General features: G+C 63.0%; 11 protein-coding genes. 4 read left to right on the forward strand and 7 right to left on the reverse strand.

The annotated features are described in order from the left end of the window. Positions 1-13 precede the first annotated feature (13 nt). The 7 genes from QM590_RS10900 to QM590_RS10930 all read right to left on the reverse strand — a co-directional run bounded on the left by QM590_RS10900 (position 14) and on the right by QM590_RS10930 (position 8,717). The gene (locus QM590_RS10900) at positions 14-1,303 is read right to left on the reverse strand and encodes an NtaA/DmoA family FMN-dependent monooxygenase (protein WP_094704339.1); all 1,290 of its coding nucleotides are present in this window, start codon (positions 1,301-1,303) and stop codon (positions 14-16) included. A gap of 37 nt (positions 1,304-1,340) precedes the next feature. After that, entirely contained in the window at positions 1,341-2,654 is a 1,314-nt protein-coding gene (locus QM590_RS10905) for an NtaA/DmoA family FMN-dependent monooxygenase (protein WP_269594953.1), read from the reverse strand. A gap of 33 nt (positions 2,655-2,687) precedes the next feature. Further along, positions 2,688-3,995, reverse strand: coding sequence for an NtaA/DmoA family FMN-dependent monooxygenase (locus QM590_RS10910; RefSeq protein ID WP_269594952.1), 1,308 nt, complete (start codon positions 3,993-3,995; stop codon positions 2,688-2,690). A 183-nt stretch (positions 3,996-4,178) separates the two neighbouring features. Continuing rightward, positions 4,179-5,834 (reverse strand): ABC transporter substrate-binding protein, encoded by a 1,656-nt coding sequence (locus QM590_RS10915; RefSeq protein WP_269594951.1) that lies wholly within the window; start codon positions 5,832-5,834, stop codon positions 4,179-4,181. A 131-nt stretch (positions 5,835-5,965) separates the two neighbouring features. Beyond that, positions 5,966-6,850 (reverse strand): ABC transporter permease, encoded by an 885-nt coding sequence (locus QM590_RS10920; protein ID WP_269594950.1) that lies wholly within the window; start codon positions 6,848-6,850, stop codon positions 5,966-5,968. Then, on the reverse strand, positions 6,850-7,893 hold the full coding sequence (locus QM590_RS10925) for an ABC transporter permease (protein ID WP_269594949.1): 1,044 nt from the start codon (positions 7,891-7,893) through the stop codon (positions 6,850-6,852). Before QM590_RS10925 ends, QM590_RS10920 begins: the two co-directional genes overlap by 1 nt. Then, the gene (locus tag QM590_RS10930; protein ID WP_269594948.1) at positions 7,890-8,717 is read right to left on the reverse strand and encodes an ABC transporter ATP-binding protein; all 828 of its coding nucleotides are present in this window, start codon (positions 8,715-8,717) and stop codon (positions 7,890-7,892) included. The genes QM590_RS10925 and QM590_RS10930 overlap by 4 nt, the downstream gene beginning before the upstream one ends. 418 nt (positions 8,718-9,135) lie before the next feature. Here QM590_RS10930 and QM590_RS10935 point away from each other — a divergent pair, with 418 nt between their 5' ends. The 4 genes from QM590_RS10935 (at position 9,136) to ribA (ending at position 12,813) form a co-directional block, all read left to right on the forward strand. Further along, positions 9,136-10,428 carry an NtaA/DmoA family FMN-dependent monooxygenase gene (locus tag QM590_RS10935; protein ID WP_269594947.1) on the forward strand — a complete coding sequence of 431 codons (1,293 nt, stop codon included), beginning with the start codon at positions 9,136-9,138 and terminating at the stop codon, positions 10,426-10,428. Between the two features lie 158 nt (positions 10,429-10,586). Continuing rightward, positions 10,587-11,093, forward strand: a complete 507-nt coding sequence (locus QM590_RS10940) for an NAD(P)H-dependent oxidoreductase (RefSeq protein ID WP_269594946.1) — start codon at positions 10,587-10,589, stop codon at positions 11,091-11,093. Continuing rightward, the gene (locus QM590_RS10945) at positions 11,090-11,587 is read left to right on the forward strand and encodes a flavin reductase family protein (protein WP_222075317.1); all 498 of its coding nucleotides are present in this window, start codon (positions 11,090-11,092) and stop codon (positions 11,585-11,587) included. The genes QM590_RS10940 and QM590_RS10945 overlap by 4 nt, the downstream gene beginning before the upstream one ends. After that, on the forward strand, positions 11,587-12,813 hold the full coding sequence (ribA, locus tag QM590_RS10950) for a GTP cyclohydrolase II (RefSeq protein ID WP_269594945.1): 1,227 nt from the start codon (positions 11,587-11,589) through the stop codon (positions 12,811-12,813). Before QM590_RS10945 ends, ribA begins: the two co-directional genes overlap by 1 nt. The last annotated feature ends 19 nt before the right edge of the window (positions 12,814-12,832 follow it).

Genomic DNA, 12,832 nt, shown 5'->3' on the forward strand with positions numbered 1-12,832 from the left:
CCTGCAGCGACGATCAGAAGTCCATCAGGTTGTCGCGGAACAGCTCGTGCGCATATCCGTCACGAATCAGTCCACGCTTACGCAGTTCGGGTGCCAGACCGTCGGTGATCTCGCTGATGTACCGCCGGTTCACGCTTCCTGCGATGAGGAAGCCGTCACCGCCGACCTCGGCCGCGATATCGCCCATCTGCTCCGCCACCGCGTCGGCTGTGCCGATCAGTTGGACGGACTTCCTGATGTCCGAACTGGCCGCCTCGCGCAGTGTCATCCCGGTGGTGTTGGCACCGATCAGGGCCATCGTTCCCCTGCCCGCATTGGTCTCGACGGTGGGAATCGGCGCGTCCAGATCGAACTTCGAGAAGTCGATGCCACTCGCATAGGACATCGAGGCCAGGTTGACGTCGATGTTGTTCCGAAAACCGTCGAGGATCCGCTCGTTCTTGTCCTGCGCCTCTTGCTCGGTCTCACCGAGTACCGGGCTGACGATGAACATGATCTTGCACGAATCCGGGTCCCGGCCCTCCACGATCATGCGGGCCCGGACGTCGTCGCGATACGTCTTCATGGCCTCGACGCTCTCGACCTGAGCCAGAATGGTCTCGGCATGCTTGGCCGCGAAGCCGCGACCTGCAGGCGAACCGCCGGCCTGGCAGATCACCGGTCGGCCCTGCGGCGTCGGAGTGGTGTTGATCGGCCCGCGGGACGAGTGGTACTTGCCCTTGAAATCGATGTTGTGGACCTTCGCGAAATCCGCGAAGACGCCCGCTTCTCGGTCGAGCCGAACCGCATCCGGCTCCCACGAGGACCACAGTTGCTTGACGAGATCAATCCATTCGTCGGCCATCTCGTACCGGTGGTCGTGCTCGAACATCTCCTCGTAGCCGAAGTTCTGTGCCGTCCGAACATTGTGCGAGGTAACCAGATTGACCCCGGCACGCCCGTTGCTGAGGTGGTCGAGCGTGGCTGCCGTGCGGGCCGCCATGTACGGCGGATGGAACGACGTCGTCATCGTCGCGATGAGGCCGAGACGCTCGGTGTGCTGACTCAGGATGGGCAGCAACGAGTTCGGGTCCTGCTTGGGCACCGACCGCGCATTGGCCAACCACCACTCCGAGGAACCACCGAACGAGTCCGGGACGAACGAGCCGTCCTCGAACATGATGTAGTCGAATCCGGCCCGTTCGAGCGATCGCGTCATGTCGATGTACAGCTCGGGATGGTTCCATTCGGTTCCGCCCTCACCCGACCACATCTGATTCCACGACTGCACCTGCCAGCTCAAGAACCAACCAAGGTGGAACATGTCTTCTCCTCTTGTTTCGAGACCTACGGTCGGTCGATCAGAATGCGCGAAGATTCTCGCGGAAGTGGGTGTGCTCGTACGACGTTCGAGTCAGTCCTCGACGCTTGAGCGCGGGCACCAACCCGTCGGTGATTTCGGCGACGTAGCGCCGGTTCATCGGAGCGCCCGCGATGAGGAATCCGTCGCCGCCCACCTCCTGCATGACGCCGTCCATCATGTCGGCGACGTCGTTGGGAGTGCCCACGAATTCCAGGGTGTCGATGGCGCTGTGGCCGGTGATGCGCTCGCGCAGGGTCTGCGTGCCGTCGCCCTTGAACTCGGCGAAACTGCTGCGGTGACCGTTGCTTTCGAGATCTGCCGGCAACGGCGCGTCGAGGTCGAACTGGCTCAGATCGATACCGGACAGGTGCGAGCGCCCGGCGAGGAGACCGTCGATGTTGCTCGCCGCGGCATCTGCCCGACGCTTCTGCTTGGCCTTGGCCTCGGCCGTCGTCTCACCGAGGATCGGGGAGATCAGGTACATCACCTTGACGTCGTCGGGGTTACGGCCTGCCTCGACGGCACCCTGGCGGATGTCCTCGCGGTAGCGTCGCATCTTCTCGGTCCCATGGGGATTGGAGATGATGGCGTCAGCGTGCTTCGCGGCGAACTCCTTGCCTTTGTCCGAGCCACCGGCCTGCAGGAACACCGGCCGACGCTGCGGGCTGGGGATGGTGTTCAGTGGTCCCCTCGACTTGAAGAACTTGCCCTCGAAGTCGATTCGGTTGATCTTCTCGTGGTCGGCGTAGATGCCGCCCGCCGAGGTGTCCGCATGCACCGCTCCGTCTTCCCATGAGTCCCACAGTTTGCACGCGAGTTCGACGAACTCGTCGGCGATGTCGTAGCGGAGATCGTGCTCGGGCATATCGAATCCGTAGTTCTGCGCGGCGCGAGTGTTGCTGCCGGTGACGATGTTCCAGCCGATTCGCCCCTCGGCGATGTGGTCGAGCGTCGACATCAGACGTGCCACGGTGTACGGGTGGTAGAAGGTGGTGGTCAGCGTCGGAACGATGCCGAGGTGCTTGGTCGTGTACGACAGAATTCCGGCGAGGACGGCAGGATCGTGTTTCGGTGCCGCGGACGCCGTTGCCAGGTAGTACTCCATCGAACCCTTGTAGGTGTCCGAGACCTGCACCGAGTCCTCCATGATGAGGAAGTCGAAACACGCCCGCTCGAGCGAGTGCGCCAGGTCCACGTACTGATCGGGCATCATCCAGTCGGTCGCACCGGTACCCGACCACGGCTGGTTCCAGGACTGGACGCCGAAGCCGGCTCCGAGGAACCATCCGAGGTGAAATTTGTTGGCAGTCATAGTTTTTCTCCAGATACGAAACGAGTGAAAGGGTCAGAATTCGAGCAGGTTGTCGCGCAGATGATCGCTGCCGTACTCGGTCCGCATCAGACCTCGGCTCTGCAGAGCAGGCACGAGTCCGTCGGCGATCTCCCCGATGTACCGCCGGTTGTGCGGCTGGCTCCAGATCAGGAACCCATCTCCGCCGACCTCCGCCATGGCGTCGCCCATCTGGGCGGCAACAGCATCCGGGGTTCCGACCAGTTCCATGGATTCGGTTCGGTACGCCACGCAGGCCTCGCGGAGCGTTCGGCCGTCGGCCCAGTTGCGGAAGTTCTCCAACGTGGACTGATGTCCGTTGGTGTGCACGTCCTCGGGCATGGGCTTGTCGAGATCGAACGTGGAGAAGTCGATCTCCATGCTCGCCGACCAGCCGACCAGGACGCCGGCCGGGTTGGCGCGCACGGCCTCGGCTTTGCGCTGCTGGCGTGCCAGCGCGTCCTCGTGCGTCTCGCCGAGAATGGGTGAGACCACGTACATCACCTTCGCCGTATCGGGATCGCGGCCGTGCAGCGCCATCCGGCGCCGGATGTCGGAGCGGTACTCCTTCATCGCGGCAACACCTTTGGGTAGCGCCATGATCATGTCCGCGTGCTTGGCCGCGAAGTCGCGGCCTGCCGGTGAACCGCCCGCCTGAGTGATGACGGGTCTCCCCTGCGGTGACGGCAGAGTGTTGAGCGGCCCGCGGGAGGAGTAGTACTTGCCCTGGAAGTCGATGGTGTGGACCTTGGTGTGGTCGACGTAGGTGGACGTCTCACGGTCCATCACCACGGCGTCGGCATCCCACGAGTCCCACAGCTTCTCGACCAGCTCCACGTACTCGTCGGCGCGCACGTAGCGCTCGTCGTGCGGAGGCAGCGCGTCCATACCGAAGTTCTGGGCTGCGCGATCTTCGCTCGACGTCACCACGTTCCACCCGATGCGACCCGAGGACAGGTGATCGAGCGAGGCGATCGAACGTGCGAGCAGGTAGGGCGGATAGAAGGACGTCGATGCGGTCAGGGCGATACCGAGATGACTGGTGGCCCGGGTGAGCAAGGGAGCCAACGCCATCGGATCACCCTTCGGTGCCCACCCGCCGGTCTTCAGGGTTGCTTCCGAACTGCCACCGTACGTATCCGAGACCATCGACGAATCTTCGAGGAGCAGAAAGTCGAAGCACGCGCGTTCGAGTGTCTTGGCGAACTCGACGTAGAAGTCTCCGTTCAGCCAATCCCCACTGTCGGAACCCTCGAACGCGGTGTTCCAGGACGTCGGTACGAAGCTGCCGAACCAACCGAGATGAAATCTGTTGTCTGTCATGGTCACATTCGTTCCTCGCTGGTCGTTCTTCCTCGGTGTCGGTCAACTACACCGCGCGGATGTTTCGCCCGGCCACGTTCTCGGTAGCCGTCGGATTTCGCCGCGGATCGCGGACATTTCCGCACGCAGTTCGGTCGGGAAGCCCGATATGACCACCGACCGAACTGCGTGTGGGAGTGCGCTCTACGAACCGAGCGTCAGATTGGAGTAGTCGATCCGGAAATCGGTGCGCTGTACGAATCCGCCGATACCTGCCTCGAGCGCCACCGACGGCCGCACCCTGGCGATGAAGATGTAGGGAGCCTGCTCGGTCATGCGCAGCTCAGCCTGGTTCCAGAACTCACCGGCTTCCGGACTGAGTGCGTCACCCGCATTCAGACCCTGGTCCACGAGCGAAAGAAACTCCGGGTCGTTCCACAGTGCCGTGTTCGAGCCACCACCGGGCTGCGTCAGCAGCTGCAGCGAGTACGGCGGGGTCATCGTGACCGACGCCCCGATGCTCAGACTTGCCTGGATCTTGCCGTCGAGCTGATCTGCATTGAGCTGTGCCGCCGGGATTTCCGCGATCGTGACGTCGATACCCGCTTCGGCTGCATAGGACTGAATCTGGATTGCAGTGTCCTGCGCCGCAGGCAACTGGTTGTTGACACTCAGCGTGAACGAGAAGCCGTCCGGCATACCCGCTTCGGCGAGCATCGTCTTGGCCCTGGCCGGATCCCCCTCGAATGTCGGCAGATCGGAGCCGTCCCAGTTGGGAGCCTTGTCGTCGAGAACGTGGTTGTACTTGTAGGCACGACCGAAGAACACGTCCTCCATGATTTTGTCGTAAGGAATGGCGTAGGCCATTGCCTGACGCACCCGAACGTCATCGAACGGTGCCGTCGTGGTGTTCATGGCGTAGAGCAGGTACTGGTTGGACGTGGTGGTGGGCACGGAGACTGCGTCGTTGCCTTCCAGTGTCGCCTGATCGGAAGAGCGCAACGCCAGCGCCACATCTGCGTCACCTCGCGTCACCATGTTCGCTCGGGTCGCTGGATCGGCGACAACTCGACGGATCATCCGCTTCACCTCGGGCTCACCCAAGACGAAGTTCGGATTCGCCGTCATGACGATTTCCTGGCCGGGCGTGACGGACTCCAACATGTATGCGCCGTAACCGAAGTTGCCGCGCATCATGTCCTCGGCACCCCAGGCCACCGCATACGGATCCTCGGGAGTGGCGTTCTCGATGAGGTAGTTGCTGTCGTAGATCGACCCGATGTTCTCGGCCAGGTTGGCCAGCAGGGTCAATCCGTAGCCGGCCTTCTCCACGGTGAAGCTGACGGTGTAGTCGTCGACCTTCTTGATCTGGGTCGCCGGGTCGGTCAACATCGGCTTGTAATAGCCGGCCATACCGCCACCCGGAGTGGCGAACTTGCGCTCGAAGGACCACAGCACGTCGTCGGCGTCGAGCTCGTTACCGTGCTCGCTCATCACGCCCTGCTTCAGGGAGAAGGTGTAGACGAGCTGGTCGGGGCTGACCTCGTAGCCTTCCGCCAGATACGGCTCGAAATTGTAGAAGTCCTGAACCAACGCATCCGAGCCGTCCTCCTCGACGTACGGCTTACGAATCAACTGCGCGTGCATGTTGTTGGTGACGTCCTGATTGTCGGTGCCTGCGGTGTAGCCGTAGTCGCGCACCACATTCGACGCCTGATCCGGTGTCACGACGACGATTTCACCGGTCGCCGACGCCGAGGACTCGGTGCCGCCGTCCGAGCACGCGCTCAAGGCGAGGGCACCGACGAGCAGCGGGACCGTCCACCTGAGTCCGATGGAAAGACGATGAGGGGTTTTCACGAGGGTTTGTTCTCCTTGTTCGGTGCACGGGTGCAGGTGTCATCGCCGGTCGAGCCGGTGGCGTCGATCGCGGGAGATGAGGGAAGAGGGGGCTTTCGCGGACCGCGCTGTCCGGTGTGAAGGTGGCGGTGTCAGTGGGAGCGGCGGGTGCCCTTGGTCAGCCTGCGACCGACGATGGCCACCGAGGCGACGGTCAGACACAGCGCGAATGCGGGAGCGCCTGCCGACCAGAGCTTTCCGATGGCGGCGTCACCTGCACCGCGGGTGATCATCGAACCCCATTCGGGGGTGGGCGGCGGCAAACCGACACCCAGGAAGCCGAGGGCAGCGGTGAGGATGATCGTCATACCGAACACGACCGACGCGTTCTGCAACGCCGGCACCGACGAGTTCGGCAACACGTGACGGAACACCAGCTGCGTCTCGGACAGTCCGGCCTGACGGGCCGCGTCGAGATACGCGTCGCCGCGTACCCGCAGTACTTCGGTACGGACGAGCCTGGCCTGAATCGGCGCGAGAATGATCGAGAGTGTGAAAATCATGGTGATCGAGGACGTTCCGAAGAACGACACGACAACCAAGGCGACGATCACGGTGGGAACGGCTTCGAGCAGATCGAGGAAGCGCGCCGCGCCGCGGGCCAGGAAGCCGCCGAGACCGCGTCCTGCCTCGTTCATTCCGATGGTGAGTCCGATCAGAATTCCCGCCACGGTTGCGGCCAGTGTGACGGCGAGGGCGATCGTCACGTCGATGCGGGCACCGGCGATGGTGCGGGAGAACACGTCGAGTCCGTTGGAGTCGGTGCCGAGAAGGAACTCGGAATCCGGTGACAGAGAGGGTGCGCCGACGACCTTGGTCGGATCGAACGGGACGATCCACGGCCCGATCAGCGTGATCAGCAGAATCACGGCCAGCGGAACGAAGAGCAGTACGGTGCCGACCGAAACCGATCTCCGTCTCGGCGGCTTCACACTGCGAGTATCGGACTCGACTTTCTTCGGTACCAGAGCAACCATCAGGAACCACCTCCTGCTCGGCCCGGCTTGCGCCGCGGGTCGAGCAACATGTTGACGAGATCGACACACAGAAACACGATCAGCGAGATTGCCGCGACGACGAGCAGGAATCCCTGCAGCGCAATCAGATCCGTCGCCGCGACCGCCTCGACGGCGTAACGGCCCATGCCGCCGAGTCCGAACAGGGTCTCGAGGATGACCGCACCGCCGAGAAGAGAACCGAAGACCATGCCGAACAACGCGACGGTCGGCGGCAATGCTCGCCGGTACGCACTGGCATAGATGTACTTACGGGCCGAACCGGTGGCGATCTTGAACATCGTCGGTTGCGCGGTCAGGCTCGAATCGAGAGCTGTCAGAAGCTGTTTGAGCAGAATGGGGGTGACCGAGAGCACCAGCACAGCGATCGGAAGCAGCAGGTGCGAGATCATCGAGGACACCACCACGGTGTCGCCCCGCAGAATCGCGTCGAGCAGCGGGAACGAGGTGAGCGGCTCGGGTTCGGTCAATCCGGCCCGCACTCGGCCGGTAGGGGCGGGAACCACCTGCAGCGTGGCGTAGAACAGGAAGATTCCGACCACGCCGACAACGAATTCGGGAACGGCACCGGCTGCTTGGGCGTAACCGCGAACAGCCCGCGCCACAACCGAACCGGGCCAGGCCACGACCACTGCCGAGAGCAGCAACGTGATCGCCAGGAGAAAGAAGAACGCAATTCCTGCGAGTTCGAGCGTGCCCGGTAGCCGGTCAGCGATATCGGTCGTCACCGGCCTACCGGTCATGATCGCGTTGCCGAGGTCGAAGTGCAGGAGATCGCGCAGATACGACATCAACTGGGACAGGAGGCTGCCGTCGAGACCGAGCTCGGCCTTCGTCGCCAGGTAATCGGCCTCGGTCGCTTCGGGACCGACCACTTCGCGGGCCGGGTCACCTGGAATAGCGCGTACCAGGAAGAACGCGGCGACCGCGAAGACCAACAGATGCAGCGGTAGGACGGCCACTCGGCCGAGCCACCACCGTTGACGTCCGACAAATGTCTTCATCGCGCAGCCGCCACGGCGAGTTGCTCGACTGCTTCGTCACCGCGGTACGCGTCGAGCAGTTCCGCTGTGTACGGGTCCTGTGGTCGCTCGACGACATCGTCGGTGGTCCCATGCTCGACGATGACGCCCTTCCGCATGACGACGAGGTCGCGGGCGATGAAGGCCGTCGCGGGAAGCCCGTGCGAGACGAAGACCAGTCCGCATTCCGATTCGATGCAGTACCGACGGAGCATGTTCAGGATTGCGCCCTGAACCGAGACGTCCAACGCGGACACCACCTCGTCGCACAGCAGTATCCGGGGCCGAACGACCAACGCCCGGGCTATCGAAAAACGCTGCCGTTGACCTCCCGAGACCTCCGAGGGAAATCGGTCCGCCATCGAGGGGTGGATTTCGAGGGACTCCAATGTCTCGTCCACTCGTGCGTCTGCGGCCTTGTTGTCCATCCCCAGAAGCCGCAGGGCGGGTAGCCGCACCGCATCACGCAGGGTTCGGCGTGGATCGAAGGACGATGTCGTGTCCTGCGCGACATACTGCACCTTCGACCGGAATTCACGCCTGCCGGCCTTCGAGGACAGCACCCCGTTCAGTTCGGCTCCGTTGTAGCGCACCGAACCCGTCGTGGGCGAGAGCAGCCCGCACATCATCCGAACCAACGTCGACTTGCCGGATCCCGACTCACCGACGATTCCGATTGCCGAACTCGACGTGATCGTCATGTCGATGTCGTTCACGGCCGGTGCGCTGGATCCCGTGCGATCGAAACTCTTGCCCAGGTGTTCGACGTCGATCTCGGCGTACGCAGTGCGCGAATTGCCACTCATCAAGATCCTCCAAGCCGGTTGTCTCCAGCAGATCTGCTGCTTGAATGCACAGCTTTCGCGACACGCATTACTGAAAACGACCTCCGGCGTAACTGAAGTATTACGCCGCCTGAATCCGCTGGTCAGAGGCCCCGGAACTTTATTAACGCCGCAGTGACGTAGGTCTCGGCCACCCTTCGCGCCGGCGTCGAGCGGCGTTATCGGAACCTACAAACGGCTCGAGCAGGGGTTGTACGCGGCGTAATAACTCATTTACGCCTGCGCCACGTTCAGTAATGCCGCTGCAGCAGGCTTCGTTCATGAGCAACCGATGAGTTGCCCACCGTCACGAGAGGATTGGCATGAACGAGCACGCTTCCGCCGACTACGTCGAGCCGACGCAGTTGTCCACCGATCGACTCCACTCGGGCGTTGCCCGATGATGCACCTCGGATGGTTCTTCACCACGGGTTTCGGAGTCTACGGCTGGAACCAACCATGGTCCGGCAACGTCGCGTCGGACATCGGTCGACCCGATCTGTTCGTCGACGCGGCAAAGAGCCTCGAGCGCGCCGGATTCGACTACATCATGCTCGAGGATTCCTCGGTGTTGTCCGACGTGTACCGCGGAACGTTCGAGAGCTCGGTTCGACGCGGCACCACCGTGCGTTTCGACCCGATGCCACTCGTCCCACTGATGGCCGACGCCACCGAACGAATCGGCATCATCGCCACCGTCGCCACGACGTTCTACCCACCGTTTCTCGCCGCACGGTTGATGTCGACCCTCGATCATGTGACCAAGGGCCGCGTCGGAATCAACCTCGTCACCGCGAGCGCCGACGGAGCCGCGCAGAACTACGGACTGCCCAAGCAGATCGAGCACGACCTTCGGTACGAGATGGCCGACGAATGGGTGGACGTCGTATCGCAGCTGTGGGATTCATGGGACGAGGATGCGCTTGTCCTCGACCCGGAGTCCGGAGTGTTCGCCGATCACGAGAAGATCCACAAGATCGATTTCGCGGGGAAGTACTACGCCTCGCGTGGCCCGCTGAACATTCCGCGCGGACCCCAAGGGCGGCCGGTGATCTGCCAGGCCGGCGGCTCCCCTGCCGGTCGCGCATTCGGTGCCAAGCATGCAGACACCATCATCGCCAACGTTCGCGGACTCGACGCGATGAAGGAATACCGCGAGGACATCAGCCGCCGATTGGTCGAGTACGGCCGCAAGCCGGACGACGTCAAAGTGCTGTTCCTGGTCAGCCCCATCATGGCGGACACCGATGAGGAAGCCATCGTCAAGCGCGATCGCATGCGCGAAGTCCAGAAGAACAACATCGACGGCATACTCGCCGCGATGTCGTATCTCAGCAGCACCGATTTCTCCCAATTCGACATCGACGCGCCGGTACCCGATCTGACCAAGTACAACGGCCACAAGAGCACGCTCGAAGACATGGCCAAATCGGGCAAGACGCTGCGCGAGATCATTGCCAACTATCCGACCGTCGAGTCGATGGAACTCGTCGGAACAGCCGAGACCGTCGCCGAGAAGATGGACGAGGCAATGGAGTTCGTCGGCGGCGACGGATTCCTCATCGCCTCCCCCGTCACCCGCAAAGTGATCTCCGAGATCAGTGACGGTCTCGCTCCCGCATTGCGGAGGCGCGGAGCAATACGCGACGGCTACTCCCGAACCACGTTCCGCGAGAACCTCGCCGCCTTCTGACGTGGTGGCGTTGTGATCGCCGCAGTGCGGTAGCACCGCAGTACAGACCGCTGACACAGCCGCCGGGAGCGGCGCAATGGTCCCGCAACGATGGAGTCTCCGAACCGTCACGCACATCGTGTTGGCTGGTGTCGTCGCCTCGAAGAAAAGGTTCTTGAATGAAAATCACTGTAGTAGTGGGTAATCCGAAACCCGAATCGCGCACCCTCGATGCAGCGCGTGTCCTCGCCACCGCCCTGACGGGTGAGCCCGGCAATACCGTCGACGTCATCACCCTCGGGGCCGGACTGCTCGGCTGGGGCGATCCTGCAGTGGCGGCCGCCGTCGAATCCGTCGCATCGTCGGATCTCGTCGTCTTCGGCAGTCCGACCTTCAAGGCGACATACACCGGGGTACTCAAGCTGTTCCTCGACCAGTTCGCCGGAGGCACCGGCTTGCAGAATGTCGTGGCCGTTCCGCTCATGTTGGGTGCCGGGCCCGCTCATGCGATGGCACCGGACATGTTCCTCAAGCACGTTCTGGTCGAACTGGGCGCGATCACCCCCGCCCCCGGGCTCTACCTGATCGATACCACCTACACCACCGATTCTCTCATCGCCGACTACGTCTCACGCTGGGGCGACACCATCGTCGCCGCGGCCCGAACCCGAACGGATGCATCATGACCCTGAGCACCACCAGCCTCGACCAGTCCGTGCTGCGAAACGCGTTCGGACAGTTCCCCAGTGGAGTCGTCGCCGTCTGCGCCGAGATCGACGGGGTCAAGATCGGCATGGCCGCAAGCAGCTTCGTCGCGGTCTCCATCGATCCACCCCTGGTCGCCTTCTGCGTGCAGGACACCTCGACCACGTGGCCCAAGTTCGCGGCGGCCACTCGTATCGGCATCAGCGTGCTCGGTGAACTCCACGACGTCGCCGCACGAACCCTCGCGGCGAAGACCGGAAACCGCTTCGAGGGATTGACCACGACGACGACCGACGACGGTGCAGTCTTCATCGACGGTGCGAGCATGTGGCTCGACGCCACGGTGACCGAACAGATCACCGCCGGTGACCACGACATCGTGCTGATGCGCATCAACGAGCTCGAGATCAAGGATGGCATTGCTCCGATAGTGTTCCACGGCAGCAAATTCCGACGTCTCGCTGTGGATCTGTGATGAGTGCCGTCGAGCATGCCCTCGATGCACTTCGAGCAGGAAAGCCGGTGTTCGTCACCGATTCCGCCGATCGGGAGAACGAGGGCGACGTCATCCTCGCGGCCGACCGGGTCACTCCGGCGTGGACGGCGTGGACCGTCCGCAACACCTCGGGCCTGCTGTGTGCTCCGATGAGCGACGCTCGGGCGGATGCACTCGAACTACCGCCGATGGTGTCGAACAATCAGGATCCGAAGAGGACCGCTTACACCGTCACCGTCGACGCCGCCGTGGGCATCACCACCGGTATCAGCGCTGCGGATCGCGCCAGGACCCTTCAGGTCTTGGCCGATCCCGGTTCCGTCGCCACCGACATCATTCGTCCCGGCCACGTCCTGCCGCTTCGGGCACGGCCCGGTGGCGTCCTCGAGCGGCCGGGTCATACCGAAGCGGCCGTCGACCTGTGTGCCCTCGCCGGACTTCCCGCTGTCGGCGTCATAGCCGAGCTGGTTGCCGACGACGGTTCGATGATGCAGTTCCACGAGATCGAGAATCTCGGTGCGCGGATGCAACTTCCGGTGCTCACCATCGAGGAACTCATCGCGTATCGGCAGCTTCGCGATCCGGCACCGGTGGCCGGTCCCGCTCGGGTCGAGCGAGTGGTGGAGACAGTCCTCGCGACCCCGCACGGCGATTTCGCGATGTTCGGCTACCTCGATCACAAGACCGGGGCCGAACACGTCGCGCTGGTGTCGGGTGACGTCCGAGACAACGCCGTGGTTCGGGTTCATTCGGAGTGCCTGACCGGTGAATCTTTTCTCTCGCAGCGATGCGAATGCGGTCCACAGCTGACCACCGCACTCGAACGGATCGCCACCGAAGGTGGTGTACTCGTGTACATGCGTGGTCATGAGGGCCGCGGAATCGGTTTGCTGAAGAAGCTCGCCGCCTATCGACTGCAGGACGAGGGCTTCGACACCGTGCAGGCCAACCTCGAACTCGACGAACCGGCCGACGGACGCGAATACGGCGGCGCAGCAGCCATATTGAAGGATCTCGGTTTGACGTCCGTTCGCTTGCTGACGAACAACCCGGACAAGATTCGCGGACTGGAAGCGCACGGTGTCGACGTCAGTGCACGGTTGCCGATCGTCGTGGGTGCCGCGCAGGCCAACATCCACTACCTCGAGACCAAGCGCTCACAAATGGGACACTTGTTGCCGAAGGGCATTGCTCAGGGTTGGTGAACGGCCGAGCGATAGAGGC

The sequence above is a fragment of the Rhodococcus sp. IEGM 1372 genome (assembly GCF_030056835.1).
Lineage (GTDB): Bacteria > Actinomycetota > Actinomycetes > Mycobacteriales > Mycobacteriaceae > Rhodococcoides.